This is a genomic window from Mesorhizobium sp. P2_A12, assembly GCF_056405075.1.
On sequence record NZ_JBFUCU010000012.1, the window covers coordinates 184,697 to 210,668 of the forward strand.

Here is a 25,972-nt window from a genome sequence, read left to right on the forward strand (position 1 = left end):
GCGCGCTACTCCACGACCTTCGGCACGAGGAAGAAATTCTCTTCGGTCGCCGGTGCGTTGGCTACGATATCGGCGGCCTTGTTGCCGTCGGTGACGACGTCTTGGCGCTTCTTCATGTCCATAGGCGTCACCGAGGTCATTGGCTCGACGCCGGAAACGTCGACCTCGTTCAACTGCTCGACGAAGCCGAGGATGGCGTTCAACTCGCCGGTCATGCGTTCGGCATCTTCTTCGCTCACCGCAATGCGGGCGAGACGCGCGACGCGCTTCACTGTCTTGACGTCAACGGACATGTTTTGCCTCGGGGAAAACCAGTTCGGGCTATAGCGGCGCCGCGCGCGCGGCGCAACATGCATCGTGCGAGAGAACCAGGCGTCGGCCTAGCTCTTCTGTCGTCGGGCCACGGACAAGATGCTGCCTATGGCAGGGCAACGCCCTCGCACAGATAGTAGCTGCCGCTGTTGCCGTTCGCCTCGCTTTCGTCATCGGCGGGCCGGACCGAGACGAGATCGATCTGCGTCGAGCTCATTTGGGTCACTGAAAGGACGTCGGGAAACACATAACCCGGTTCCTGGCAGATGGCCGTCACCGCCCAGCTTGGCGAGGCTGTCGCCTTGCTGATCTGTACGAACTCGCAATTGTATTCGACACCTTGCAGGCCGTGCGCCGAAAGCACGATGTTGCCAGCGTCGATCAGCGTCTGCAGTGTAGCCTTTCTGGCCTGTGTGCAAAGCTCCTCGGACTGGAGGTAGACGCCTTCGATGAAATCATCCGCGGCGAGCGCGGGCGACGCCGCGACCAACATGGAGACGCAAAGAGACTGCCTCAAGGCCATGGTTTCATTCCGCTTTGGCTGCTTCTAAATCGTAATCGTCTCGCCGACCTTCGGCAATGCCAACTTCACGCCGGATCCTTCCAGGCCCGCCTCGAACTTATCGGCGGTCGGATCGATCATCGGAAACGTGCCGAAGTGACAGGGAACCACAGTTTCGAATTTGAAGAAGCGGCGGCAGGCGAGCGCGGCCACCGCACCGCCCATGGTGAAGCGGTCGCCAATCGGCACGATGCCAATCTTCGGCTCATGCAACTCGTTGATCAGTGCCATGTCGGAAAAGATGTCGGTGTCGCCCATGTGATAGAGCGTCCGGTCTTCCGGGAAATGCAGGACGAGGCCGCCCGGATTGCCGAGATAGGTGTTCTGGCCGCCATCGCCGGGGAACGAGGAGGAGTGCAGCGCCTGGACAAAGGTGGTGGTGAAGCCGCCGCAATCGACGGTGCCGCCGATGTTGCCCGGGTTGATCTTCTTGTCGCTGGCGCCCTTGCCCATCAGGTACATGCAGATTTCGAAATTGGCGACCAACTGGGCGCCGCTTTTGCCCAGCACTTCCAGCGCGCCGCTGATGTGGTCGCTATGTCCATGCGTCAGCAGCACATGCGTGATGCCCTCGGCCGGCCCCTCCCAGCCACCTGTCCAGGACGGATTGCCGATCAGATAGGGGTCGATGAGGATCTTGGCGTCGGCGGTTTCGATGCGAAACGCCGAGTGGCCGTACCAGGTCAATTTCATGAATGCTTTCCTCGATTTTTGCCTTGCCAAAGGATAGAACGCCGATAGCCCCGAGATCAAAGGGTTACTGTGTCCGTTGTGTGTCTGAGAGAACACATGGCGGTGAAGGGCGAAGGACGGCCATTGGGCATTATCACGATCGAGGAATTGCCGGCGCGGCTTGCCGGCGGCAAAACGCTGGCAGGGCTTGACCTCGGCGACAAGACGATCGGCGTCGCCGTCTCGGACCAGAGGTTCTCCTTTGCCCATCCGCGCCCGGTCATCATGCGAAGGAAATTCTCGCTCGACGCTGTCGTGCTGTTAGCCTTGCTGCAGAAGGAGAATGCCGGCGCGGTGGTGATCGGACTGCCGATCAACATGGACGGTTCGGAAGGGCCGCGCGCGCAGAAATCGCGCGCCTTCGTCCGCAACATGGCGCAGGTGAGCGAACTGCCCTTCGTGCTCTGGGACGAAAGGCTATCGACGGTCGCGGCCGAAAGGACGCTGATCGAGATGGATTTCTCGCGCCGCAAACGCGCCAGCAAGATCGATTCGGCGGCAGCCGCGTTTATTCTGCAGGGAGTTTTGGACCGGCTTCAGTCGCTCCACGCATCCGATCGAACGGAACCGGACCCGCCCAACGCCGCTTGATCCAGCCGGCGATTTCGCGGCGGCGGCGAAACGCCCACAGCGCCATCAGTAGAAACCCATCGAAGACACAGGCCTTTGCCACCATGCCGGGGATGGTCGCCGGATCGATACCGAGCATCTGGCCATAGAGCTGGAAGACGAAGTCGTGCAGCCGCCGGCTCAGCATGACATAACCGAAGTTCATGTCGTTGAGCGACAGGTAGAACCAGCCCCAGAACAGCGCCATCGGGGCCGCCCACAATGCGAAGATGTAACGCATCAGCGGCCTCCCATGGGATTCGGGCCTGTCCGGCCCGATATGAGCGAAAGCAGCGAATTGTGGGCCGCGGCCTCGGCCATGCCGTGCGCGGCGACGCTGATTTCGATATCGCCCTGAGCAACCGCTGCAACAGACCGTCGCTCGGCAAGCATGGCAACATAAGATGCCAGAAGTGCCGCCAGCTGCACCGCCACAACCATGAACAGCCCGTTGATGCCTCGCGCGGCGCCGCCGACGACGATCAGCGACAACACGCCGGACGCGGAGATGAAAGCGATGCGGGCGACGCTGTCGACGCCCTGGCTGGTCGCGTCATTGATCAGGGTTTCGACAAAGGCCCAGAAGAACAGCACAGCGACGACCAGCAAGGCGGTGGCGAGCGGGGCCACGACGATGGCGTTGTCGAGGTCGATGAAGCGAGTGCCCTCGATGGTGGCACCCAACACGCCCAGCGCCGCAGCCACACCACGGTTTCCGTCGATGCAGATGAACGCAAGCAGGGCGAAAACGATCGCCCAGTGCAAGGCCAGAAAAGAGGTCAGTACATGTCGCATCGGCATTCCCGCTTCGCAAAGCAGGGATTTGGCCAATTTGAACCATTCCTTGCTCTCGCCGCGACACTGGGCTTTGCCGATCGTCACCGCAACGGAAACCATTTGTTAAGGTTAACGGCGATTAGTGACGCGCGTGTGGAGGCTCGCCGGCGCCTCAAAATGATCAATGGCGCCGGTTTCTGCGCAACGCTCGCGGCTTAGTTCACAGGCGGATAGAGCGTGTCGATGATCATGCGCGCGTCATGGCGCGAATCGAGCATGCCATAGGTGTTGCGCCACTGGCCGGCGAGCCGCGTCTCGACGAACGCGTCGGCGATTCGCCCTGCCCCCAGCCGGCGCAGTTCCGCCGCCGCCGCCGATAGCGCCAGCTGTTCGGTAAGCAGCCGGGCCGAGCCGTCGTCGGTTGCCGCGACCTGCATCGCCGCCTTCAGCACGCCAATCGTGCCGCGCCCGCCGGCGCCAAGGTCACGGTCGATACCGGCCAGCACATCCTCGAACAGGCCCGGCGCGCGGCCGAGCACGCGCAGCACGTCGAGCGCCATGACATTGCCGGATCCTTCCCAGATCGCATTGACCGGGGCCTCGCGATAGTAGCGGGCGAGCGGCGCCTCCTCGACATAGCCGTTGCCGCCGAGGCACTCCATCGCCTCGTAGAGCAAAGGCGGCGCGATCTTGCACACCCAGTATTTGACGACCGGCGTCATGGCGCGGGCGAATGCCGCTTCGCCGCGATCACTCGCCGCCTCGTCGAAGGACCGCGCCAGCCGGAACGACAGCGCGGTTGCGGCGGCGACATCGAGCGCCATGTCGGCCAGCACGCGCTGCATCAGCGGCTGCTCGATCAGATTGGTGCCGAACACCTGTCGATGGCGGGCATGATGAACGGCTTCGGCAAGACCTGCACGCATGATCGCCGACGACGCGACAGCACAGTCGAGCCGGGTCAAGGTCACCATGTCCATGATCGTCTTCACGCCCGTACCCGGTTCGCCGACCATCTCGCCGATGGCGTTGACGAATTCCACCTCGGAAGAGGCATTGGACCGGTTGCCGAGCTTGTCCTTCAGCCGCTGGAAGCGGAAACCGTTGCCCGAGCCGTCGCCGAGAACGCGTGGCACGAGGAAGCAGGACAGTCCCTCCGGCGCCTGTGCGAGCACGAGGAACGCATCCGACATCGGCGCCGACATGAACCATTTGTGCCCTGTCAGGCGATAGAACCCGCTGCCGGCGCGTTCCGCCCTTGTCACATTGGCGCGCACATCCGTGCCGCCCTGCTTCTCGGTCATGCCCATGCCGAGCGTCAGCCCGGTCTTTTCGACCGGTGGCTTCTGGCCCTGGTCGTATTTGCGCGTCGTCACCCGCGGCGCCCATTCGCGAAACAGTTTTGGGCTGGCCATCAACGCCGCCAGGGAAGCATTGGTCATGGTGATCGGACACAGATGCCCGGTCTCGAGCTCCGCCGTCAGATAGAACCGCGCGGCGCGGACCTGGTGGCGGCGGCCAATCTCGGCGTCGCCATTTTCCCACACCGAGGAATGCAGCCCATTGGCCACCGAGCGGCGCATCAGGGCATGATAAGCGGGATGGAACTCGACCACATCGATGCGCCGTCCCTGGCGATCATGCGTCCTGAGCTTCGGCGTCTCGACATTGGCGAGGCGGGCGAGTTCCTGCGCCTCCTGCGTCAGCACGAAACGGCCGAGCCCGTCGAGGTCCTTGCGCACCGGATCGGAAAAGCGCTCCGCAAGCTGGATCAGCAACGGATCGCCCCGCCAGGCGTTGCCGCCCGTCAGAGGCGGCGGCTGGTTCGTCACGTCGTCGGTCACGCCCAATCCTTTTGTCGGGAGAAAGGTCCCTATCGTCAGAAAACCACGAATCCGAGGCCATCGGCTAGATATAGCCAAGCCATACAACGCACGCGATGAAAATACCGGGGAGAACGGCTCCAATGCAAAGCTGCCGCTTGCAGCCGCAAAATCTCCACCCTATAGCAGCGCCTTGAGATGACCGACGCTTCGTCCCTGCCACTCTACCCTCACCGCCATCTTCTGGGCATCCGCGATCTTTCCCCCGCCGACATCGAGCTTCTGCTCGACCGGGCGGACCGCGCCGTCGCGATTTCACGGCAGTCCGAGAAGAAAACCTCGACGCTGCGCGGCCGCACCCAGATCAACCTCTTCTATGAAGCCTCGACGCGCACGCAGTCGTCGTTCGAGCTCGCCGGAAAGCGGCTCGGCGCCGATGTCATGAACATGTCGGTGGCGAGCTCATCGGTGAAGAAGGGCGAGACGCTCATCGACACGGCGATGACGCTGAATGCCATGCGGCCCGATATCTTGATCATCCGCCACCAGTCGGCGGGCGCTGCGGCCCTTCTTGCCCAGAAAGTCGGCTGCTCGGTGGTCAATGCCGGTGACGGCGCGCATGAACACCCGACACAGGCTCTGCTCGATGCGCTGACCATCCGCCGCGCCAAGGGTCCGCTGTCGAAGCTGATCGTGGCGATCTGCGGCGACATCCTCCACTCGCGCGTGGCGCGCTCCAACATCATGCTGCTCAACGCGCTCGGCGCGCAGGTGCGGGTCGTCGCACCGTCGACCCTGTTGCCTGCCGGCATCGAGAAAATGGGCGTCATCGTCACCCGCTCGATGGCCGAAGGCCTCAAGGGCGCCGACGTGGTGATGATGCTGCGCCTGCAGCGCGAGCGCATGGAAGGCGCCTTCGTGCCTTCGGTGCGCGAATATTTCCGCTATTTCGGCCTCGATGCCGAAAAGCTGAAGGCCGCCAAGGACGACGCGCTGGTGATGCATCCCGGCCCGATGAACCGCGGCGTCGAGATCGCCTCGGAAATCGCCGACGGCCCGCAGAGCGTCATCCAGGAACAGGTCGAGATGGGCGTCGCCGTGCGCATGGCGGTGATGGAAGCTCTGCTCGACCCCCGTCGCAATCAAGAAGGCCGCAATCAAGAGGGCCGCGGCGCATGAGCATAACGGTCTTTGAGCGCGCTCGCATTGTCGACCCATCGCGCGGTGTCGACCAAGTCGGCTCCGTCATCGTCGATGGCCGCAAGATCGTCGCCGCCGGCAAGGCAGCGCTGAACCAGGGCGCCCCGGGGGGGGCGACCGTTATCGACTGCGGCGGCAAGGCGATCATTCCAGGCCTGATCGACGGCCGCGTCTTCATCGGCGAGCCGGGCGGCGAGCATCGCGAAACCATCGCTTCGGCCAGTGTCGCCGCGGCGGCCGGCGGCGTCACCTCCATCGTCATGATGCCCGACACCGACCCGGTAATCGACAATGTGGCGCTGGTCGAATTCGTGCTGCGCACCGCCAAGGACACGGCAAGCGTCAACGTCTTCCCGGCGGCGGCGATCACCAAGGGCCTCGACGGCCGCGAGATGACCGAGTTCGGCCTGCTGCGCGAAGCCGGCGCCGTCGCGTTCACCGATGGCCGCCACACCATATCAAGCGCCCTGGTGATGCGCCGCGCGCTGACCTATGCGCGCGACTTCGGCGCCACCATCGTGCATGAAACGCAGGACGCCGACCTCGGTTCGTCCGGCGTTATGAACGAGGGCCTATACGCCAGCTGGCTCGGCCTTTCCGGCATCCCGCGTGAAGCCGAATCCATCCCTCTCGAGCGCGACCTTGCGCTGGCAAGGCTGACGCGCGGTTCGTACCATGCGGCGAAGATCTCGACGGCGATGGCGGCAAACGCCGTGACACGGGCGAAAGCCGAGGGCGCGACCGTGACATCAGGCGTAGCGATCCACAATCTGTCGCTCAATGAAAACGATGTCGGCGAATACCGCACCTTCTTCCGCCTGACCCCGCCGTTGCGCGCCGAGGAAGACCGGCTGGCGATGATCGAGGCGGTCAGGGACGGCACCATCGATATCATCGTCTCCTCGCACGATCCGCAGGATGTCGACACCAAGCGCCTGCCCTTTGCCGATGCGGCGGCCGGCGCCGTCGGGCTCGAAACCCTGCTTGGCGCGGCATTGCGGCTCTACCACAATGGCGACGTGCCATTGCTCAGGCTGATCGAGATGCTATCGACGGCACCGGCAAGGCTGTTCGGCCTGCCCGGCGGCACGCTGAAGCCGGGGGCGGTTGCCGATCTTGCGCTGGTCGATCTGGACGAACCCTGGATCGTCGCCGAGAGCGGCATTCGTTCGCGTTCGAAAAACACCTGTTTCGAAGGCGCGCGGTTGCAGGGCAAGGTCTTGCAAACGCTGGTGGCGGGCCGCACAGTGTTCTCAATCTGAGCTGGCCACCGCGCACCGCGCCTGATCCGGCCATTTTGGGGAAATGCGGGGGAAACAATGACTTACAGCCTCATCCCGGCGCTGGTGTTCGGCTATCTCCTGGGCTCGATTCCCTTCGGACTTCTGCTCACCCGCGCGGCCGGCCTTGGCGATGTGCGCAAGATCGGCTCGGGCAACATCGGCGCAACCAATGTGCTGCGCACCGGCAACAAGGGGCTTGCCGCCGCGACGCTGCTGCTCGACGCGCTGAAAGGCACCGCCGCCGTGTTGATATCAGGCCATTTCGCGCCTGAATTGGCGCTCTGGGCAGGTCTCGGCGCCTTTCTCGGCCATCTCTTCCCGGCATGGCTGGGATTCAGGGGCGGCAAGGGTGTCGCGACCTATCTCGGCGTGCTCATCGGCCTTGCCTGGCAGGTGGCGCTGATCTTCGCCGTCGTCTGGCTGGTGATGGCCTTCCTGTTCCGATACTCCTCGCTGGCAGCGCTGACGGCGGCCATTGTCGTGCCGATCGCCCTCTATTTCCTGAGCACGCCGCAGATTGCCGCCCTGTTCTTGGTGATGAGCATCGTCGTCTTCATCAAACACAGGGAAAACATTTCGCGCCTACTTGCCGGCACCGAGGGCAAGATCGGAGCCAAGACGTGAGCGAACCCGCCGCCGGGCCGCGCCTCAGCGACCGGCAGCGGGTGAGTTGGCTGCGGCTGATCCGCACCCAGAATGTCGGTCCCGCCTCCTTTCGCGACCTGATCAACCGCTTCGGTTCGGCCGAGGTTGCGCTGGAAATCCTTCCGGAATTGATGATTTCGGGCGGCGCCAACCGCATCGCCCGCATCCCGTCGATCGCCGAAGCCGAGGCCGAATTGGAGACAGCCCGAAAGGCCGGCGCGCGCTTTGTCGGCATCGGAGAGCCCGACTATCCACCGCTGTTGCGCAGCATGGACCATCCGCCGCCACTGTTGGCGGTCAAGGGCAATGCCGCCGTGTTCCGGCTGCCGGGGGTCGCCATCGTCGGTGCCCGCAACGCATCGCTGGCCGGCATCAAGATGGCGCGCATGCTGGCCGCCGAGCTTGGCCGCGACGGCTACGGCATCGTCTCGGGACTGGCGCGCGGCATCGACACGGCAGCACATCAGGGCAGTCTGTCGACCGGCACGATCGGTGTGCTGGCCGGAGGGCTCGACCTGCCCTATCCGCCCGAAAACGCCGGCTTGTGCGAGGAAATTGCCGAGCGCGGCGCCGTCATTTCGGAAATGCCGTTCGGCTGGCAGCCGCGCGCCCAGGATTTTCCGCGCCGCAACCGCCTTGTCGCGGGCGCCCCCCTTGGGCTGGTGGTGGTTGAGGCAGCGCAGCGCTCTGGGTCACTGATCAGTGCCAGGCTTGCCGGCGAAATGGGCCGGCTGGTCTTCGCTGTGCCGGGCTCACCGCTCGATCCGCGCGCCGCCGGCACCAACAGCCTGCTCAAGGACGGCGCTACCCTGGTCACCGAGGCATCGGACATTTCCAGGGCAATCGCGCCACTGACCGGTTTGCGGGCGCCGGATGTGCCGCCGTTTCAAGACCCGCCCGACTTCTCGGTCACGCCGCCGCCCGGCGAAAGCGACCGCGCCCGCGTCATCGAGGCGCTTGGCCCGACGCCGGTGTCGGTCGACGAGATCATCCGCCACACCGGCCTGCATCCGGCCCAGGTGTTCATGGTGCTCCTGGAGCTCGACCTCGCCGGCCGGCTCGAGCGGCATGCCGGCGGACATGTTTCTCTGGTGTTCGAAGGTCACTGAAGGGCAGCGTCGATCCCCGACCCGTTCGACGTTCGTCACCGCATGCAGGCAGCCCTATACAAAGTCCAGCGTATTTGGATTGCCCCGCTCACGCCTGAAACGATCGGCCCAATCGAAGCTGATTGAGTCTCGCTGTTGCTGGATCACGATGCTGGTCGAATCCGGGCTGCGTTGGAGCGTCACATCCATCATGTCCGCGACTTGACGGATGGCATTCAGGGGATCCGCGACTATCGACTCGTATTCAAGCCTGAGAGGATCAATCCCGGTCCGGGCAAAGAACATCTCCCAACGCGCCCTCTCCCGAACCAGCGCATCGAGTTGCCTCTGGATCAGCTCGGCATCGAAAACCGTTTCTTGGCTCACCGATTGAGTAGAGCGGTACTGACCGGTTTGGAGGGCCCTCGCCCAGGATATTGCCTGACCGAGAATGTCTCGCCTTGATAGGAAGATGAACCGAAGATTCGGAAGCGCGTCGAACCAGCCTATTTCGCTTGAAATCCAATCATGCTGGTGGGCAAAGATTTTCAGACCATAGATACGATTGGCGGTTGCGCCCATGGTGAGAATTTTTTCGACCTGCCCGGCTATATCTTCGGGAAAATTTGGATCGTCGAAAAAGCGGCGTCCCCTCCAATTGAAATACTCAAGCGGATGCCCGAGCATTCCGGTGCTGCTGAGATGCTGGCACAGGTAATTGCTGCCGGACCTTGGCGATGTGCAAATCGAATAGCCACGAACGCCTCCAGACACCCTCAACCTCGCCCCCGAGCCCGACGAAACATTTTTCTTATAAAAAGCGGTATCATGCCGTTGTAGAGCCGTTTGCTCTCATTGACGAAATTTGAAAGGCGCGACAGCTCTCCGTCAATTCGATGCAATGCAGCCCGACTGTCCTGGGTCGCGCTGTTGAGGGAAGCAGAACCATCAGCGACAGAGCTTGAAAGGCTGGATAGCTGCCCTTCAAGTCGATGCAATCGGGCTTGGCTATCATGGGCCACGTTGTGGAGCGAAGCGGCGCTATCAACGACAGCGCTTGAAAGGCCGGATAGCTGCCCTTCAAGCCGGTATAGTCTGGCCTGGCTATCATGGGCCACGTTGAGGAGCGCATCGGAGCCAATGGATTTGACCCGTTCGCCAAGGTCCGTCAGCGCTGCGGCACCACTCTCCAAGGTTTTTGTGTTCGACCTGAGCAGATCGAGAAGCGTCGCCTGTTCTGAGGAATCACGCCAGGCACCACCAATTTCGTTGGCGACACTGAACCATCTGCGGCGTTCGCGCGAAACGCCTATCTCTTCGATCCAAGATGCGGTTGCAAGCGATCGCTCATCGTCCGTCGTTTGGACATTCGTCTCAATGGCCCGACTGTAGGTGTGAAGATGCTCGTCAATGAAATGCTCGGCACCCGCCACATTTCGAAAGTAGGCACAGACCTCCGCGGCGTCGTCAGCGTCGAATTTCGACAACGCCTCCATCAGGTTGTCGACAGTGGTCGGCCTGGTCAGAAGGCCGACGCCGAGGTTCATTCGCCGCCATGCCTCCATATTTGCCGTGTCGAGCAAACCGGCGAAACCACGCGCGTCGCAGACCACGACCGAGCATCCCACTGCTGCGGCTTCAATGGCCATCCGGGCGGTTGCGAACACGATATCGTATTGCAGCAGATCCTTTTCGAGTTGATGTGAAAACCGGCCCGTGGCGGGTCCCAACTCATCCAGTTGCATATTGCTCCTGGCGCAGGCTTCGCGCACCGCTTGCTGATGCTCGAAATTCTTGGTCAGCAGAAGCCCCTTCAGAGGCTTCGATGGCAGGGGCGGACGCTGTTTGAAGCGTTCAAGGTCAATTGCATTGTAGATGACGTCCAATCTGTCCGCCGGCACACCGCGCGACAGGCATTTGGCCTTGCACGCTTCATCGACTGCGATCCAGCGGCGTATCTGCGGATGAAGCATGGGAGCTTCGACCTCGAAGAAAGCGCTGTGGCAGGAAAACACCGCTGGTACATCGGGAAAACGCGCCAGCGCGGTCAGGCAAGGCGTCAAATGCTGTGCGTGAATTATGTCGGGCTTTTCGACGATCTCGGCAATTCGGTCCACCACATGGTGTCCGCGCAGGCGCATTCGATCGGCCATCTCGCCAAGCGTTGGAGCCAGCAACATGGTTTGATGACCGCCGCGGCGAAGCCCATCGGCCAGCAATTCAACAACGGCTTCGGTACCGCTGTTGTACGACACGAACAGATTGGTGATGAGAATCCGCAAATGCCGCCTCCTTAGCTGTTTCACACCTCCGCATTGGCGGCGAGGATAACAGATGCTAGGCAGCGTTCTTAGTTTGAAGGCATCGGCCAAACAAGTTTCACAAAGATGGCCGGGCCAACTCATGTGGGAAACCCTTTGATGCCTGGTCGCCTTTGATGCGGTCTAAAAGGCGGATGTATGCCGAAACCTGGATTGGAGCCGTTTTTTGCCTGAAAAGTTGCAACATGTGCTGATCCTTGCCCATCCGGGGCATGAGCTCAGGATCCATCACTGGCTTGAGCTCAAGAAACCGCGAATCTACCTTTTGACGGACGGTTCAGGCGGACGCCATTCTTCCCGAACCCGGTATTCACGCGACTTGGTGGAAGCTGCCGGCGCGACCGCAGGCGCGGTGTTCGGCGATATTCCCGACGCCACCTGGTATAAAGCCCTGTTGGCTGGGGATAGTCGCGTCTTTGCCGATGTGTTGACGAGAATCATCGCCGATCTGTCTGACATGCAGAATGTACAAGTCGTCTCGGACGCGGTCGATGGCTACAATCCGATGCATGATCTGGCCTTTGCATTCGGTAATGCCCTCAACAGGCGTCGGCAAGGCACGAAGCCGGGGCGCAAGCAGCTTTGCTCCGCCGCGGTTCCCAACGTGCCGGGGGCTGTCGAAGTGGAAATCCAACTGGATTCGGCTGCTCGCGCCAGAAAGATTGCTGCGGTCCAGGCCTATACGCCATTGGCCGATGAAGCCCGCCAGATTTTGGATCGAGATCCGCAGTGCTTTGACCGAGAACTTCTCATCTCGCAGCAGTTTGACTGGGATGCGCCCTGGACGCCGGAATGGGAGCGCATTGGCAAAGACCGCGTGGCCAAGAAGGTCTACGACAGGTGCATCACCTATAAGGAAAATGTGCAGCCTGTTGCGCAGCAACTGATGTCGGAAAGCGCGCGGGAGCACACGTCGCCGGAAGTCGAGCTTCTGCCTTCCGGCGCCTAGAGCATGCTTCAGTCGGATTGAAACATATCCAGCATTGACGAGATTTTGCACACTCTGCTGATTGGAAACTTTGGAGGTGCGTTCCGATGCGTTGCCATGTGGCTTGGACGGTTCGCTCCGCGGCCTTTCGCATGATGTGCTTGAGGTTTGCGAAGACCTCCTCGATGGGGTTGATATCGGGGTCGTAGGGCGCACTCCCAGGCGAGCTTCGGGCGCCTCGGTGGAATCGAGCGATCGGGTAAGAACAGTAGCACGGGCCCGGATGTGCTCTGCGACAAGGAACTTCTGCAAATTCCTTCTGCCTCGGCCACAGACGCCATAATGCAGGATTCAGCTTTCCACGTGGGCGTCCCTGTGTCATATTAGCTACAGCGCATATTACAACCTTCCTTCGGTGGGACATGACAATGCGCATTCTATTGGCGTTCGCCCTTTCGCCACTGCCACACGCAGGTCTTGGATTTGCCGGCGTGCCGTATGATCTCGATGGTCCCCACGCCCTCGCTGCTCAACAAAATGATCTCGGTGCGACAAACGCGCTTCCGTGGTGCGTTGCGATCCCGGATCAGCGCACTCAGGCGCTAGCGATCAATCACAAGGGATATTCCTGTTCGCATACGCCAGACTCGCATGCACACGCGCGAAAGGGAATCCCAAGCCGGACACTTATGTCCGGCGAGAACTATTACCACCCACCGAACTAAGGTATTTTTTTAATACCGTGGAGGGGAGGATGTTCACAATGAGTACTCTTTATAAAACATTAATATGTGTGATTGTGTTAACCTGTGGATTATATATCCCATTGCACTTCTTTATTGGCGTTTCAAGCGAAGGCGCAGCAGGAATAGCAGCCCTCCCCTTGGTCGGAGCGCCACATCTGGCCGACCTTTTTGAAAAATATAGTACCAAGCAGGATTTAGAAAGGGGACAATATCCTAAAGTATTTGAACTAGATGGTTTCTCATATAAGTGGACGATACTTATAATAATTACTCCGCTGATAATCGTAGGGATGATACAGTTTATAAGCGGGCTAACAGGGTTAATTTCGGGAAGTGCTGCGGTTTTATCGGCAAATGCGCTTGCAGCCTTAATAAAGAACGAGATAGGTGAACCAGACGATCTGGGGTATGGAAATAGCACCGATAAGATCGTTTCATTGTTTAACCCGGAAAACGGAGACATGTCGAAAATTGCTGTCACAATATTTCAAGAAACAGTTATTATAATCGCGCTTTGTCTAATCCTTCTGTTGTTCACGCTAACCATATATTTGGGAAGATGGCTCGGCGTAAGGTGCAAGGAAAGGAGTTATTTGATGATTCTGTTATCTGTGGTGATTGGAGTGCTCATATCAGGGGCTGTTAATTTATTATTCATGGACGAAAAAACAGCTGAGTTAATCACGAAATCATCCGACAGAGTCCCAGTAATTATCGATGGAATGATCTCTCAAAGTATAATTTGTACAATTGGAATATTTACTGGATATTGGTTGGGAAGGAGGCGCAAGGTTTATGCCTATTTCAACTACCTGCTAGACGTTCTCCCGGCAACCTCTAAAAAGGCCTTTGTTGATTTGGTCCAGGAAGAGGCGATTCAGGCGCTGTCTGCCAAGGCTGTCGGGCATTCACAAAATCCGGTTACCCAACAAGTGCGTTACTGAGAATAGTGACGTACAGCGCGCTCTTCAGGGTGAAGTCGTGTCGTCGTCCGGCCGAACAAATTCTACGTGGCTGACACCAAGGGCTCAAGCGAGCTCGTAAAGGGTGATCATAGTCATCGAGCGCCGAGAACAGCGCCTCCCAGCCTCTGGCTTCTTTTTAACAGGAAATCCTTAGGCTTGTGCCGACTTGCCAACGTGGGAGCGAGCCTGTTTCTCAAGATTTACCGAAATGCATTCTGTCCAGAGCGGTATGCAAGCGCGCCGAATCTCGCCACGTCAGATGAGACGGTACAGGCCCATTGTCACAAGCGAGAGAGATACCCAGTTCAGCGCCGTTGCCATTTGGTTGCCAGCGCTCGGTACATGATACCGACAGTCAGGCTATCTCATTATGTTTGGTGAGCGCGATGGGATTCGAACCCATGACCTACTGATTAAAAGTCAGTTGCTCTACCGGCTGAGCTACGCGCTCCCGCGGGCTCGAAACGCTGCCCTCGAAATTGCGCGGAACATAGGGAGAGTGCCTCGACCGGTCAACCGGAAAAAGAGCATGGGCAAGCCAAGCTTTCCCGGCAATGCCAAGTTGCCTGCCTGGTCGCTTCGAGCAGGGCATCAAGGGCCGTCCGGAGCAGCCGAACGAAGGACCAGTAGCGCCATCGTCAAGCCAGAGAAACATTATAAATCAGCAACTTGATATTTTAGCGCGGAACTATTGCCGGGCTCGCCCGTTCTCCCAGCACAAGGGACGTCAATCACCCTTTCGAAGGAGAAGAACAATGAACAAGATCGTATCGGGTATACTGGCGACCACTTTGTCAGTTTCGTTTGCCGCGGCTGCCATGCCGGCCAATGCGGCTCAGATGTTAGTGCCACAGGCATCGGACGGGTCGTCAAATGTACTGAATGTCGGAGAGTCACGCTACGGCCCATCGCAGTGGCGTCATAACCGACATTTCAACCGCAACTTCAGCAACCGCGATTTCGGCAACCGTCGCAACTTTGCCCGAAACAACGACGGCGGCGTCTATTGGAATGGTCATCGCGGCTACCGCGAGTACCATCGGGGCTATCGTCGCCACGGCGACAACTGGTTCCCGCTGGCTGCCTTCGCCACCGGCGCCCTGATCACCGGCGCGATCATCAACAGCGAGAACAACCGTGTCTATGAAGGTAATTCGCATGTGCAGTGGTGCTATGATCGCTATCGCAGCTACCGCGCTTCGGACAACACGTTCCAGCCGAACTACGGTCCTCGCCAGGAATGCCGTTCGCCCTATTGACCACGGGTGAGTACCAGCAACTGATAGTGTCGCGTAGAAAGGTCCGTGCCATGGCGCGGGCCTTTTTCATTCGACGTATCGAAGTAGCATCAGTCAGCCAGCTGATTGCTTATGGCACACTCAGTGTCCTTCCCACAGCATCGCGCCAGCCCGCCAGCTTGGTGGAGCGCGTCGACGTGTCCATGTCCGGCTGGAAGCGCCGTTCGAGTGCCCAGCTTTTCGCAAACTTCCTGGCATCCGGCCAGACGCCGGCCCTCGAGCCGGCCAGCCATGCGGCACCGAGTGCCGTCGTCTCCAGAATGGTCGGGCGGTCGACCGGCGCATCGAGGATGTCGGCCAGGCGCTGCATGGTCCAGTCCGACGCCACCATGCCGCCGTCGACGCGAAGCACTGTCTCGACCGACGCACCCTTCCAGTCCTTGTGCATGGCATCGAGCAGGTCGCGCGTCTGGTAGGCGACGGATTCCAGGGCGGCGCGCGCAAACTCCGCCGGACCGGAATTGCGCGTCAGCCCGAAAATGGCGCCGCGAGCCTCGGCATCCCAATGTGGTGCGCCTAACCCGACAAAGGCCGGCACCAGATAGACGTTCTGCGTCGGATCGGCCTCGGCCGCCAGTTTGCCGCTCTGCTCTGCCTTGCCGATGACCTTGATGCCATCGCGCAGCCATTGCACGGCAGCCCCGGCGATGAAGATCGAGCCTTCCAGCGCGTAGGTCGTCTTGCCGTTCAGCCGGTAGGCAATGGTGGTCAGCAGCCGGTTCTTCGAACGTACCAGATCACTGCCGGTGTTGAGCAGCGCAAAACAGCCGGTGCCATAGGTCGATTTCATCATCCCCGGCTCGAAGCAGGCCTGGCCAATGGCCGCGGCATGCTGGTCACCGGCAACGCCGAGGATTCTTATCTCGGCACCGAAGAGATTTTTCTCCGTGATTCCATAGTCATCGGCACAGTCTTTTACCTCGGGAAGCATTTTTGCCGGGATGTTGAGAATAGCCAGCAGCTCGTCGTCCCAGGCGTTTTTCTCGATGTTGTAAACCAGCGTGCGCGAGGCGTTGGTCGCATCCGTGGCATGGACCTTGCCGCCGGTCAGCCGCCAGATCAGGAAACTGTCGATGGTGCCGGCCAGCAATTCGCCCTTCTCGGCGCGTTTTCTCGCGCCTTTCACCTTGTCGAGCATCCAGGCGATCTTGGTGCCTGAGAAATAGGGATCCAGCAGCAGGCCGGTCTTTCTGGTGAATTTCTTCTCAAGCCCCTGCTTCTTGAGCTTCTGGCAGAGCGGCACGGTGCGCCGGTCCTGCCAGACGATGGCATTGTGGATCGGCTTGCCGGTCGCCCTGTCCCAGATGACGACGGTCTCGCGCTGATTGGTGATGCCGATGGCAGCGACATCCGAAGCGGCGAGGCCGGCGTTCTTCAAAGCAGCCTTTACCGTCGTCACGACGCTCGCCCAGATTTCCTCGGGATCGTGCTCGACCCAGCCGGACGCGGGATAATGCTGAGCGAATTCCTTCTGCCCGCTGCCGACGACCTTCATCTGACCATCGAACAGGATCGCCCGGGTCGATGTCGTTCCCTGGTCGATTGCGAGGATGTAGTTAGTCAACTTCGGAATCCTATCTGATCTCAAGTCTGCCTAGATGAAGTTCCAAACCAAACGGAGCAACGCAGACAGACAGATTTGCCAGCTTCTCACCAGCATTCAACGCCTTGGAAACCGCGCCGGCATAGCTGGAGGCTTTTGCGATAGTTTCTACGGCGGACGCAGGCAGCAACTCGCTTGCGAGATTGTTGTGAATCGGTCGAGCAACGGGGTGCTGGGTGACCTTAAAGCTATACGACCGTCCATGCCGATCGTTCAGCACGTACGCAAAATCCGCGGGAGCGGAGAGCTTTCTCAACGCATATTCCGCGATGATCTCCGGAACGAGTTCATAAGCCAGCCGCAACTCGGGATTTTGCATGACTTGCTTCAATCGATCCGAGGTGAGTTCAGTCGTGGCTTGGCTTTCATGCCCATGTTCTGAGAGGTGCAGTCTAGCCAGTTCAAGCACGAAGTCCGCAGTGAAAAGCAGCTCCCCGTTCTCGCCGGTGGTTGCTGGAGTCCAGCGTGCAGCACGCCGAGAAAGCGAGAAAATCACCGTTCGCTCCGAAGCGTTTGCCGGGGCACAAAGCCCCGGCAAACTGTAGCTACAGAATTTTACTTCTGCCAGCTCTTCACCAGTTCGTCGTAGTTGATGGTGATCGGCTTTTCCTTCTCGTTCTCGATCTTGAGCTGAGGCGCGAGATTGCCTTTCTTGACCGCGTCGGCGTTCCAGTAGGCGAGGTCATGCTCTTCGGCCATCTTCGGGCCGATATCGCCCTGGACGCCCGACTTCTCGATGCGGCTCATGACCTTTTCCTGCTCGCCGCAGAGCGAGTCCATCGCTTCCTGCGCGGTCTTGGCACCCGACGACGCATCGCCGATCGCCTGCCACCAGAGCTGTGCCAGCTTCGGATAGTCAGGCACGTTGGTGCCGGTCGGCGACCACTGGACGCGGGCCGGCGAGCGATAGAACTCGATCAAGCCGCCGAGTTTCGGCGCACGCTCGGTGAAGCTCTTGTCGTGGATGGAACTCTCGCGGATGAAGGTCAAGCCGACATGGCTCTTCTTCACGTCCACGGTCTTCGAGGTGACGAACTGCGCGTAGAGCCAGGCGGCCTTGGCGCGGTCGGTCGGCGTCGACTTCATCAGCGTCCAGGAACCGACGTCCTGATAGCCGAGCTTCATGCCGTCCTTCCAGTAGACGCCATGCGGCGACGGTGCCATGCGCCATTTCGGCGTGCCGTCGTCGTTCAACACGGCCTTGGCGCCGGCATCGACCATCGAGGCGGTGAAGGCGGTGTACCAGAAGATCTGCTGGGCAACCGCGCCCTGCGCCGGAACCGGTCCGGATTCAGAGAAGGTCATGCCCTGGGCCTCCGCCGGGGCGTAGGCCTTCAGCCAGTCGAGATATTTCTGGATCGAGTAGACGGCGGCCGGGCCATTGGTGTCGCCGCCACGTGCCGTGCAGGAGCCGACAGGCCGCGAATTCTCGTCGACCTTGATGCCCCATTCGTCGACCGGCAGACCGTTCGGAATGCCCTTGTCGCCGTTGCCGGCCATCGACAGCCAGGCGTCGGTGAACCGCCAGCCGAGCGACGGGTCCTTCTTGCCGTAGTCCATGTGGCCATAGACCTTCTTGCCGTCGATCTCGCGGCCGGTGAAGAATTCGGCGATGTCCTCATAGGCTGACCAGTTGACCGGCACGCCGAGGTCGTAGCCGTACTTGGCCTTGAAGTCGGCCTTGTTCTTCTCGTCGTTGAACCAGTCGTAACGGAACCAGTAGAGGTTGGCGAACTGCTGGTCGGGGAGCTGATAGAGCTTCTTGTCGGGCGCCGTCGTGAACGAGGTGCCGATGAAGTCCTTCAGGTCGAGGTTCGGGTTAGTGACATCCTTGCCGTCGCCCGCCATCCAGTCGGTCAGGTTGCGTACCTGCTGGTAGCGCCAGTGGGTACCTATCAGATCCGAATCGTTGACCCAGCCGTCATAGAGGTTCTGGCCGGTCTGCATCTGGGTCTGGATCTTCTCGACGACGTCGCCTTCCTGGATGACGTCATGCGTGACCTTGATGCCGGTGATGGCGGTAAAGGCCGGCGCCAGCACCTGCGATTCATACTGGTGCGTGGCGATGGTTTCGGAGACGACCTTGATGTCCATGCCGGCGAACGGCTTGGCTGCGTCAATAAACCACTGCATTTCGGCTTCCTGGTCGGCGCGCGAAAGCGTCGAGAGCGGACCTATCTCCTTGTCCAGAAAGGCTTTTGCCTCGTCCATCCCGGCGTAGGCGTTGCCCACGCCGAGCAATAGGACAAGGGCAGTCGTTGATGTTAAAAATTGCCGTCGCATAAGTTTCCTCCACTGTTTCAGGTTTCAAGTGCGATCTGGAGCGGCCGCCGGCACGCGGTCGCTCCAACAGTTTCCCCCTCTATACGTAGCGGAACACGCCGATGGCGTAGACCACGGAGAGAGCGAGAGCCCACCAGAGGCTGGGTCCGACAAGACCCAGCCAAGCGAGATGGATAAAGGCGCTGCCAAGCAGCGATAGGAAAAGACGGTCGCCGCGCGTCGTCTCGAAGCGCAGGATGCCGACGCGCGGATTGCCACCCGGCGAAGCGTATTCCCACACCGCCATGCCGCACAGCAGCAGAAGAATGGTTGCGAAGAAGGCCGCCGTCGGCCACGTCCACGCCATCCAGGAGAGGTCGAAGTTCATCGTCATACCCTCCCCAGGGCGAAGCCCTTGGCGATATAGTTGCGCACGAACCAGATGACGAGCGCGCCGGGGATCAGTGTCAGCACGCCGGCTGCGGCGAGCAGACCCCAATCCATGCCGGCGGCCGAAACCGTGCGGGTCATGGTGGCGGCGATCGGCTTGGCATAGGTGGTCGTCAGCGTGCGGGCGATCAGCAGTTCCACCCATGAGAACATGAAGCAGAAGAAGCAGGCCACACCGATGCCGCTGGCGATCAGCGGCATGAATATCTTGACGAAGAAGCGCGGGAACGAATAGCCGTCGATATAGGCGGTCTCGTCGATTTCCTTCGGCACGCCCGACATGAAGCCTTCGAGGATCCACACCGCCAAAGGCACATTGAACAGGCAGTGTGCCAGCGCCACCGCGATATGGGTGTCGATCAGGCCGAAGGCCGAATAGAGCTGGAAGAACGGCAACGCGAAAACCGCCGGCGGCGCCATGCGGTTGGTCAAAAGCCAGAAGAACAGATGCTTGTCGCCGAGGAAGCGGTAGCGCGAGAAGGCGTAGGCCGCCGGCAAGGCCGCGGTCACCGAAATCACCATGTTCATCACCACATAGGTGATCGAATTGATGTAGCCCGAGTACCAGGATGCATCGGTGAAGATGGTGACGTAATTGGCGATCGTCGGGGCGTGCGGATAAAGGGTAAGCGAGGAGACGATCTCGGCATTGGTCTTGAAGCTCATGTTGATGAGCCAGTAGATCGGCAGCAACAGAACGATGATGTAGATCGTCGGCACGATCCACCACCAGCGCGATTCCTCGCCGCGGCGCCGCATCAGCCGGGCAACCTCATCCTGCGACAGCGTGCTGGCCAATTCTCCCGAAGCTGTCGTCTCGCTCACTCTATCCGCTCTTTCGTTGGCGCCACTCATCTCAGCGCTCCGCGTCGTAATTGGTCATCACGGTGTAGAACACCCACGACAACAACAGGATGATGAGGAAGTAGACCAGCGACATCGCCGCGGCCGGACCGAGGTCGAACTGGCCTAGCGCGGTCTTGACGAGGTCGATCGACAGGAACGTCGTCGAATTGCCTGGGCCGCCGCCGGTGACGACGAAAGGTTCGGTGTAGATCATGAAACTATCCATGAAACGCAGCAGCACGGCGATCAAAAGCACACGCTGCATCTTGGGCAGCTGGATGTAGCGGAACACCGCCCAGCGCGAAGCGCCGTCGATCTTGGCCGCCTGGTAGAAGGCATCGGGAATGGAGACCAAGCCGGCATAGCAGAGCAGCACGACCAGGCTCGTCCAGTGCCAGACATCCATGATGATGATGGTGACCCAGGCGTCGAACGGATCCTGGACATAGTTGTAGTCGATGCCGAGCGCGTTGATGTAGTAGCCGAGCAGGCCGATGTCGTTGCGGCCGAAGACCTGCCAGATGGTGCCGACGACGTTCCACGGGATCAGCAGCGGCAGCGCCATCAGCACCAGGCAGACCGGTACGCCCCAGCCCTTTTTCGGCATGTTGAGTGCGATGAAGATGCCGAGCGGCACTTCGATGGCCAGGATGATGAAGGAGAAGATCAGGTTGCGGACCATCGCTTCCCAGAAGCGGCTGGAGGACAGCAGTTCCTCGAACCATTCGGTGCCGGCCCAGAAGAAGACATTGTTGCCGAACGTGTCCTGCACCGAATAGTTGACGACCGTCATCAGCGGAATGACCGCCGAGAACGCCACCAGCACCAGCACCGGCAGCACCAGGAACCAGGCCTTGTTGTTCCAGGTCTTTTCCATCTATGCCCCCATCTCGACGCGCCAGGAATCGGCATAGATGTTGATGCCGGCCGGGTCGAACCGCACTTTCGGTTCGGCGGGCACGGTCTCGTCCTCGCCGATGACAGCCGCGATGTCGCGACCTTCCAGCTTCGCGCGCACCACCTTGTGACGGCCGACATCCTCGACCTTGCTGATCGAGACGGCCATGCCGTCGCGGCCAAGCCGCACATATTCGGGACGAATGCCAAGCTCGATGGCGCCGCTGCCTGCCTTCGGCGCGCCCGGCAGTTCGATCCGCTGCGAGCCGAGCGTCGCCGTCTTGCCGTCGATTGCCACCGGCATGACGTTCATGCCGGGCGAGCCAATGAAATAGCCGACAAAAGTGTGGCGCGGCCGCTCGAATAGTTCGGCCGGCGTGCCGATCTGCACGATGCCACCATCATACATCACCACGACCTGGTCGGCGAAGGTCAGCGCCTCGGTCTGGTCGTGGGTGACATAGACCATGGTGTAGCCGAAACGGCGGTGCAGCTGCTTCAACTGCGAGCGCAGCACCCATTTCATGTGCGGGTCGATGACGGTCAGCGGCTCGTCGAACAGGATGGCGTTGACGTCGGAGCGCACCAGCCCGCGGCCAAGCGAAATCTTTTGCTTCTGGTCGGCGGTCAGGCCCCTCGCCTTCTTCTTTGCCCAGGATGCCAGATCGATCATCTCCAGCGTCTCGCGCACCTTGCGGTCGACATCGGCTTCCGGCACGCCGCGATTGCGCAGCGGGAAGGCCAGATTGTCGTAGACCGTCATGGTGTCGTAGATGACTGGAAACTGGAACACCTGCGCAATGTTGCGCTCCTGTGTCGACAGGTTGGTCACGTCCTTGCCGTTGAACAGCAACTGGCCATGCGAGGGATGAAGCAGGCCTGAAATGATGTTGAGCAGCGTGGTCTTGCCGCAACCGGACGGGCCGAGAAGCGCATAGGCGCCGCCATCCTCGAAGGTGTGATGCACTTCCCGCAGCGCGAAATCGGCATCCGTCCGCGGGTTCGGCAGATAGGAATGCCTGACATGATTGACGTCGATGCGCGCCATATCGCTCTCCTATGCCGCCAGCTTCGGCGCGCTGACGGCGCGGCCGTGCTCGTCGAAAACCATGATGTGGCGCGGATCGATGAACACCTCGACCACCTCGTCGGGCTCGAAATGGCGGATGCCGTGGGTCAGCATCACCCAACGCACATCGGCGAAATCGAGATGGATGAAGCTCTCCGACCCAGTGATTTCAGTGATCGTGACCTTTGCACGCACCGGCACGGCCAAGGCATTGGGCCGTTCGAGCGACAGATGATGCGGCTGGAAGCCGATCGTATAGTTGGCATCGGCAATGCCCGAGAGCTCGGCCGGCACCGGCAGCTTCACGCCGCCGTCGAGCAGGAAATCCGGGCCCTTCTTGGCGAGCACGATGGTGTTGAGCGGCGGATCGGCGAAGGTCCTTGCCGTCACCAGGTCGGCCGGCTTGCGGAACACCTCGATGGTCGGGCCAAACTGGGTGATGCGACCTTCGGAAAGGGTCGCCGTATTGCCGCCGAGCAGCAGCGCTTCATGTGGCTCGGTCGTGGCATAGACGAAGATGGTGCCGGCGGCGGCGAAGATCTTCGGCAGTTCAGCGCGCAATTCCTCGCGCAATTTGTAGTCGAGATTGGCGAGCGGCTCGTCGAGCAACACCAGGCTGGCATTCTTGACGATGGCGCGCGCCAGAGCGGTGCGCTGCTGCTGCCCGCCCGACAGGCTGAGCGGCGTGCGGTCGAGATAGGGCGTCAGCTTGAGCAGGGCCGCGGCATTGCGCACTTCCTTGTCGATCTTGGCCTGCTCGGTGCCGGCCACCCGCAGCGGCGAGGCGATGTTCTCATAGACGGTCATCGCCGGATAGTTGATGAATTGCTGGTAGACCATGGCGATCTTGCGCTTTTGCACCGGCACGCCGGTGACATTCTGGCCGTCGAACCAGACCGAGCCGGAGGTCGGCACATCGAGGCCCGCCATCAGCCGCATCAGGCTGGTCTTGCCCGAAAGCGTGGGCCCAAGCAGGACGTTGAGCGAGCCATGCTGAAGCGTCAGCGACACGTCGCGGATATGCTCGGCCGCACCGACCGTCTTGGTGACGTTTCTCAGTTCCAGCATGACGCCTCCTCCCAGGCTTTCCGCATCAGCTCAAACCCCTCTTCATTCGGCAGCTGCGACATGCCGCCGGCTTATGCCGCGCATAAATTCATCGAGCGATGCCACCTGCTCGCGGCTAAGGTGCAGGCCGCGCTTGGTCCTGCGCCATAGCACATCCTCGGCGGTGACAGCCCATTCGTTCTCAACGAGGTAGCGTATCTCGGCCTCGTAGAGATCGACACCGAAATTGCGGCCGAGATCGGCATTCGACTTGGCCAGGCCCAGCAGAACCTGCGCCCGCGTCCCGTAAAGCCGCGTCAGCCTGCGGACCAGGCGTGCGTCGAGGAAGGGATAGGCCGACTTCAGCCTCGTCACTTGCGCGTCGAAGCCGGTGGCCGGGAAATCTCCACCCGGCAGCGGCGCGTTTGCCGTCCACGGCTTGCCGCGCTTGCCGAGGAAGCTCTCGATCTTTTCCAGCATCGATTCCGACAGCCGGCGATAGGTGGTGATCTTGCCGCCGAACGCATTGACGATCGGCGCAGCGCTCTCGCCGCCATCGGCCTTGATCACATAGTCGCGCGTCGCTTCCTGCGCCTTGGAGGCGCCGTCATCGTAGAGAGGACGGACAGCCGAATAGGTCCAGACGATGTCCTGACGCTTGACCGGTTGCGCGAAATATTCGCTTGCCGCTGCGCAGAGGTAGTCGATCTCGGTGTCGCTGATTTTCACGTCATGCGGGTCGCCGGGATAATCCTGGTCGGTGGTGCCGATCAGGGTGAACTCTTCCTCGTAGGGAATGGCGAAGATAATGCGGCCATCCTTGTTCTGGAAGAAATAGGCACGCGGATCATCGAATTTCTTGGCGATGACGATGTGGCTGCCCTGCACGAGTCGGACATTGTGCACATCGTTGAGTCCGACGACGCCGGACAGCACGTGATCGACCCAGGGCCCGGCGGCATTGACCAGCAGCCTTGCCTTGATCTCCTCGGTCTCGCCGGTCTGCAGGTTCTCGATCTTGATCGTCCACAGCCCGTTTTCGCGGCGAGCTTCGACCACTTTCGTGCGGGTTCGGATGGTTGCACCGCGATCGGCGGCATCACGCGCGTTCAGCGCCACCAGCCGCGCATCGTTGACCCAGCCATCCGAATATTCAAAGGCCCTTTTGAACAGCGGCTTCAAAGGCTTGCCGGCCGGATCCCTGGTCATGTCCAGCGTCCTGGTCGCCGGCAGCAATTTGCGCCCGCCAATGTGATCGTAGAGAAAGAGACCGAGCCTGATCAGCCAGGCCGGACGCAGGCCCTTGGCATAGGGCAGGACGAAGCGCATCGGCCAGATGATATGCGGCGCGTTCTTCCACAGAACCTCGCGCTCCATCAGCGCCTCGCGCACCAGGCGGAATTCATAGAATTCGAGGTAGCGCAGGCCGCCATGGATCAACTTGGTCGAGCCTGAGGAGGTCCCGCTGGCGAGGTCGTTCATCTCGGCGAGAAAGACGGAAAAGCCACGCCCGACGGCATCGCGGGCAATGCCGCAACCATTGATGCCGCCACCGATGACGAAGATGTCCCGGATTGCGTCCAAAAAGCCCTCCCGCGATTTCGCATTGCAGCATTTTTAGGTTTTTACGAAACCGTATCGGGATTATTTCGAAATAAGAACGAATGTCAAACGAAATATCACAGGCGCGTGATGATATGCCGATGCCGCTTAGCCGAGCGACGTCTCGATCAGTTGAACCTCGGCCTCCTGACAGATCTTGCGCACCGACGGAATGTCGCAACGGTCGGTGATGAAGGTGTTGACTTGCGACAGATGGCCGATGCGGACCGGCGCGGTGCGCTCGAATTTGGTCTGGTCGGAAACCAGGATGACATGACGCGCATTGGCGATGATCGCCTGCGCCACCTTGACCTCACGGAAATCGAAGTCGAGCAAGGCGCCGTCATGGTCGATGGCCGAAGCGCCGATCACCGCATAATCGACCTTGAACTGCCGGATGAAATCGACCGCGGCTTCGCCGACCACGCCGCCATCGGAACCGCGCACAACCCCACCGGCGATCACCACCTCGATCGTGGGATATATGCGCATCCTGTTGGCAACATTGATGTTATTGGTGATGACCATCAGCCCATTGTGATCGAGTAGTGCCTTGCTAACCGACTCCGTAGTCGTGCCGATATTGATGAACAGCGAGGCATTGTCGGGGATCAGCCTGGCTGCGGCGCGGCCGATCGCTTCCTTCTCGTCGGCGGCAATCTTGCGCCTGGCCTCATACTCCATGTTCTCGATGCCGGACGGGAACAACGCACCACCATGGATGCGCGAAAGCAGCCGCTGATCGCACAGGTCGTTGAGATCCTTGCGTATGGTCTGCGGCGTCACATTGAAGTGGGTGGCCAGATCGTCGACCAGCACGCGACCATGATCCTTGGCCATCTGGATGATTTCGGCATGGCGCGGCGACAGATACATGGGCAACCTCCCGTTTTCGTTTTTCTTGTCT

General features: G+C 60.5%; 26 protein-coding genes and 1 tRNA gene. 8 read left to right on the forward strand and 19 right to left on the reverse strand.

The window, feature by feature from the left end; genetic code table 11:
* Nucleotides 1-5 precede the first annotated feature (5 nt).
* The 3 genes from gatC to AC1DZU_RS23440 all read right to left on the reverse strand — a co-directional run bounded on the left by gatC (nt 6) and on the right by AC1DZU_RS23440 (nt 1,567).
* Nucleotides 6-293 carry an Asp-tRNA(Asn)/Glu-tRNA(Gln) amidotransferase subunit GatC gene (gene gatC, locus AC1DZU_RS23430; RefSeq protein ID WP_095091833.1) on the reverse strand — a complete coding sequence of 96 codons (288 nt, stop codon included), beginning with the start codon at nt 291-293 and terminating at the stop codon, nt 6-8.
* Between the two features lie 125 nt (nt 294-418).
* On the reverse strand, nt 419-835 hold the full coding sequence (locus tag AC1DZU_RS23435; protein ID WP_457150869.1) for a hypothetical protein: 417 nt from the start codon (nt 833-835) through the stop codon (nt 419-421).
* A 24-nt stretch (nt 836-859) separates the two neighbouring features.
* Nucleotides 860-1,567, reverse strand: coding sequence for a metal-dependent hydrolase (locus AC1DZU_RS23440; RefSeq protein WP_477288769.1), 708 nt, complete (start codon nt 1,565-1,567; stop codon nt 860-862).
* A gap of 123 nt (nt 1,568-1,690) precedes the next feature.
* On the opposite strand from AC1DZU_RS23440, the gene ruvX reads away from it, so the two are divergent.
* Nucleotides 1,691-2,197: a Holliday junction resolvase RuvX gene (gene ruvX, locus AC1DZU_RS23445; protein WP_477288771.1), complete on the forward strand. Its 507-nt coding sequence runs from the start codon at nt 1,691-1,693 to the stop codon at nt 2,195-2,197.
* Here ruvX and AC1DZU_RS23450 read toward each other — a convergent pair.
* The 3 genes from AC1DZU_RS23450 to AC1DZU_RS23460 all read right to left on the reverse strand — a co-directional run bounded on the left by AC1DZU_RS23450 (nt 2,115) and on the right by AC1DZU_RS23460 (nt 4,836).
* A complete protein-coding gene (locus AC1DZU_RS23450; RefSeq protein WP_477288773.1) occupies nt 2,115-2,456 on the reverse strand; it encodes a DUF6105 family protein in 342 nt (113 codons plus the stop codon). The genes ruvX and AC1DZU_RS23450 overlap by 83 nt on opposite strands.
* The gene (locus AC1DZU_RS23455; RefSeq protein WP_477288775.1) at nt 2,456-3,010 is read right to left on the reverse strand and encodes a hypothetical protein; all 555 of its coding nucleotides are present in this window, start codon (nt 3,008-3,010) and stop codon (nt 2,456-2,458) included. The genes AC1DZU_RS23450 and AC1DZU_RS23455 overlap by 1 nt, the downstream gene beginning before the upstream one ends.
* A gap of 197 nt (nt 3,011-3,207) precedes the next feature.
* The gene (locus AC1DZU_RS23460; protein WP_477288777.1) at nt 3,208-4,836 is read right to left on the reverse strand and encodes a DNA alkylation response protein; all 1,629 of its coding nucleotides are present in this window, start codon (nt 4,834-4,836) and stop codon (nt 3,208-3,210) included.
* Between the two features lie 177 nt (nt 4,837-5,013).
* On the opposite strand from AC1DZU_RS23460, the gene AC1DZU_RS23465 reads away from it, so the two are divergent.
* Genes AC1DZU_RS23465 through dprA form a run of 4 tightly spaced genes read left to right on the forward strand, consistent with a single transcriptional unit; the run spans nt 5,014 to nt 9,052 of the window.
* Nucleotides 5,014-5,994 (forward strand): aspartate carbamoyltransferase catalytic subunit, encoded by a 981-nt coding sequence (locus AC1DZU_RS23465; RefSeq protein ID WP_477288779.1) that lies wholly within the window; start codon nt 5,014-5,016, stop codon nt 5,992-5,994.
* Nucleotides 5,991-7,277 carry a dihydroorotase gene (locus AC1DZU_RS23470; RefSeq protein WP_477288781.1) on the forward strand — a complete coding sequence of 429 codons (1,287 nt, stop codon included), beginning with the start codon at nt 5,991-5,993 and terminating at the stop codon, nt 7,275-7,277. The genes AC1DZU_RS23465 and AC1DZU_RS23470 overlap by 4 nt, the downstream gene beginning before the upstream one ends.
* A 57-nt stretch (nt 7,278-7,334) precedes the next feature.
* A complete protein-coding gene (plsY, locus tag AC1DZU_RS23475) occupies nt 7,335-7,922 on the forward strand; it encodes a glycerol-3-phosphate 1-O-acyltransferase PlsY (protein ID WP_477288782.1) in 588 nt (195 codons plus the stop codon).
* Complete coding sequence (gene dprA, locus AC1DZU_RS23480; protein ID WP_477288783.1) at nt 7,919-9,052, forward strand: DNA-processing protein DprA; 1,134 nt, start codon at nt 7,919-7,921, stop codon at nt 9,050-9,052. Before plsY ends, dprA begins: the two co-directional genes overlap by 4 nt.
* 54 nt (nt 9,053-9,106) lie before the next feature.
* Here the strand turns inward: dprA and AC1DZU_RS23485 are convergent, their stop codons facing one another.
* Nucleotides 9,107-9,805, reverse strand: coding sequence for a Stf0 family sulfotransferase (locus tag AC1DZU_RS23485; protein WP_477288785.1), 699 nt, complete (start codon nt 9,803-9,805; stop codon nt 9,107-9,109).
* A gap of 2 nt (nt 9,806-9,807) precedes the next feature.
* Complete coding sequence (locus AC1DZU_RS23490) at nt 9,808-11,313, reverse strand: glycosyltransferase (RefSeq protein WP_477288787.1); 1,506 nt, start codon at nt 11,311-11,313, stop codon at nt 9,808-9,810.
* Nucleotides 11,314-11,518: 205 nt separating this feature from the next.
* Between AC1DZU_RS23490 and AC1DZU_RS23495 the strand changes: the two genes are divergently transcribed.
* Together AC1DZU_RS23495 and AC1DZU_RS23500 are read left to right on the forward strand one after the other, a co-directional pair.
* On the forward strand, nt 11,519-12,301 hold the full coding sequence (locus tag AC1DZU_RS23495) for a hypothetical protein (RefSeq protein WP_477288789.1): 783 nt from the start codon (nt 11,519-11,521) through the stop codon (nt 12,299-12,301).
* Nucleotides 12,302-13,043: 742 nt separating this feature from the next.
* Nucleotides 13,044-13,970, forward strand: coding sequence for a hypothetical protein (locus tag AC1DZU_RS23500; RefSeq protein ID WP_477288791.1), 927 nt, complete (start codon nt 13,044-13,046; stop codon nt 13,968-13,970).
* A 396-nt stretch (nt 13,971-14,366) separates the two neighbouring features.
* On the opposite strand, the gene AC1DZU_RS23505 is transcribed toward AC1DZU_RS23500, so the two are convergent.
* Nucleotides 14,367-14,442: transfer RNA gene (locus tag AC1DZU_RS23505), tRNA-Lys, on the reverse strand.
* 304 nt (nt 14,443-14,746) lie between these two features.
* Here AC1DZU_RS23505 and AC1DZU_RS23510 point away from each other — a divergent pair.
* Nucleotides 14,747-15,250, forward strand: coding sequence for a BA14K family protein (locus tag AC1DZU_RS23510; protein WP_477288793.1), 504 nt, complete (start codon nt 14,747-14,749; stop codon nt 15,248-15,250).
* 109 nt (nt 15,251-15,359) lie between these two features.
* Here the strand turns inward: AC1DZU_RS23510 and glpK are convergent, their stop codons facing one another.
* The 10 genes from glpK to AC1DZU_RS23560 form a co-directional block, all read right to left on the reverse strand.
* Nucleotides 15,360-16,853, reverse strand: coding sequence for a glycerol kinase GlpK (gene glpK, locus AC1DZU_RS23515; protein ID WP_477288795.1), 1,494 nt, complete (start codon nt 16,851-16,853; stop codon nt 15,360-15,362).
* A gap of 10 nt (nt 16,854-16,863) precedes the next feature.
* Nucleotides 16,864-17,388: a hypothetical protein gene (locus AC1DZU_RS23520; RefSeq protein WP_477288797.1), complete on the reverse strand. Its 525-nt coding sequence runs from the start codon at nt 17,386-17,388 to the stop codon at nt 16,864-16,866.
* A gap of 59 nt (nt 17,389-17,447) precedes the next feature.
* Entirely contained in the window at nt 17,448-19,175 is a 1,728-nt protein-coding gene (locus AC1DZU_RS23525; protein ID WP_184874104.1) for an ABC transporter substrate-binding protein, read from the reverse strand.
* Between the two features lie 79 nt (nt 19,176-19,254).
* Entirely contained in the window at nt 19,255-19,542 is a 288-nt protein-coding gene (locus AC1DZU_RS23530) for a DUF2160 domain-containing protein (protein ID WP_095085033.1), read from the reverse strand.
* 2 nt (nt 19,543-19,544) lie between these two features.
* Entirely contained in the window at nt 19,545-20,459 is a 915-nt protein-coding gene (locus AC1DZU_RS23535) for a carbohydrate ABC transporter permease (RefSeq protein WP_184874100.1), read from the reverse strand.
* A gap of 1 nt (nt 20,460) precedes the next feature.
* Nucleotides 20,461-21,327 carry a carbohydrate ABC transporter permease gene (locus tag AC1DZU_RS23540; protein WP_184874097.1) on the reverse strand — a complete coding sequence of 289 codons (867 nt, stop codon included), beginning with the start codon at nt 21,325-21,327 and terminating at the stop codon, nt 20,461-20,463.
* Nucleotides 21,328-22,395 (reverse strand): ABC transporter ATP-binding protein, encoded by a 1,068-nt coding sequence (locus tag AC1DZU_RS23545; protein ID WP_477288801.1) that lies wholly within the window; start codon nt 22,393-22,395, stop codon nt 21,328-21,330. It abuts the gene before it with no gap.
* Nucleotides 22,396-22,404: 9 nt separating this feature from the next.
* A complete protein-coding gene (locus tag AC1DZU_RS23550) occupies nt 22,405-23,484 on the reverse strand; it encodes an ABC transporter ATP-binding protein (RefSeq protein WP_095085037.1) in 1,080 nt (359 codons plus the stop codon).
* A 42-nt stretch (nt 23,485-23,526) separates the two neighbouring features.
* Nucleotides 23,527-25,047, reverse strand: a complete 1,521-nt coding sequence (glpD, locus tag AC1DZU_RS23555; protein WP_477288804.1) for a glycerol-3-phosphate dehydrogenase — start codon at nt 25,045-25,047, stop codon at nt 23,527-23,529.
* A gap of 126 nt (nt 25,048-25,173) precedes the next feature.
* Entirely contained in the window at nt 25,174-25,941 is a 768-nt protein-coding gene (locus tag AC1DZU_RS23560; protein ID WP_477288806.1) for a DeoR/GlpR family DNA-binding transcription regulator, read from the reverse strand.
* Nucleotides 25,942-25,972: the final 31 nt, after the last annotated feature.

Excerpts from the sequence above, each read along its gene's own strand:
- gatC (WP_095091833.1), bottom strand. The coding sequence starts at position 293 with ATGTCCGTTGACGTCAAGACAGTGAAGCGCGTCGCGCGTCTCGCCCGC.
- AC1DZU_RS23435 (WP_457150869.1), bottom strand. The coding sequence starts at position 835 with ATGGCCTTGAGGCAGTCTCTTTGCGTCTCCATGTTGGTCGCGGCGTCG.
- AC1DZU_RS23440 (WP_477288769.1), bottom strand. The coding sequence starts at position 1,567 with ATGAAATTGACCTGGTACGGCCACTCGGCGTTTCGCATCGAAACCGCC.
- AC1DZU_RS23450 (WP_477288773.1), bottom strand. The coding sequence starts at position 2,456 with ATGCGTTACATCTTCGCATTGTGGGCGGCCCCGATGGCGCTGTTCTGG.
- AC1DZU_RS23455 (WP_477288775.1), bottom strand. The coding sequence starts at position 3,010 with ATGCGACATGTACTGACCTCTTTTCTGGCCTTGCACTGGGCGATCGTT.
- AC1DZU_RS23465 (WP_477288779.1), top strand. The coding sequence starts at position 5,014 with ATGACCGACGCTTCGTCCCTGCCACTCTACCCTCACCGCCATCTTCTG.
- AC1DZU_RS23470 (WP_477288781.1), top strand. The coding sequence starts at position 5,991 with ATGAGCATAACGGTCTTTGAGCGCGCTCGCATTGTCGACCCATCGCGC.
- plsY (WP_477288782.1), top strand. The coding sequence starts at position 7,335 with ATGACTTACAGCCTCATCCCGGCGCTGGTGTTCGGCTATCTCCTGGGC.
- AC1DZU_RS23500 (WP_477288791.1), top strand. The coding sequence starts at position 13,044 with ATGAGTACTCTTTATAAAACATTAATATGTGTGATTGTGTTAACCTGT.
- AC1DZU_RS23510 (WP_477288793.1), top strand. The coding sequence starts at position 14,747 with ATGAACAAGATCGTATCGGGTATACTGGCGACCACTTTGTCAGTTTCG.
- AC1DZU_RS23525 (WP_184874104.1), bottom strand. The coding sequence starts at position 19,175 with ATGCGACGGCAATTTTTAACATCAACGACTGCCCTTGTCCTATTGCTC.
- AC1DZU_RS23530 (WP_095085033.1), bottom strand. The coding sequence starts at position 19,542 with ATGAACTTCGACCTCTCCTGGATGGCGTGGACGTGGCCGACGGCGGCC.
- AC1DZU_RS23535 (WP_184874100.1), bottom strand. The coding sequence starts at position 20,459 with ATGAGTGGCGCCAACGAAAGAGCGGATAGAGTGAGCGAGACGACAGCT.
- AC1DZU_RS23540 (WP_184874097.1), bottom strand. The coding sequence starts at position 21,327 with ATGGAAAAGACCTGGAACAACAAGGCCTGGTTCCTGGTGCTGCCGGTG.
- AC1DZU_RS23545 (WP_477288801.1), bottom strand. The coding sequence starts at position 22,395 with ATGGCGCGCATCGACGTCAATCATGTCAGGCATTCCTATCTGCCGAAC.
- AC1DZU_RS23550 (WP_095085037.1), bottom strand. The coding sequence starts at position 23,484 with ATGCTGGAACTGAGAAACGTCACCAAGACGGTCGGTGCGGCCGAGCAT.
- AC1DZU_RS23560 (WP_477288806.1), bottom strand. The coding sequence starts at position 25,941 with ATGTATCTGTCGCCGCGCCATGCCGAAATCATCCAGATGGCCAAGGAT.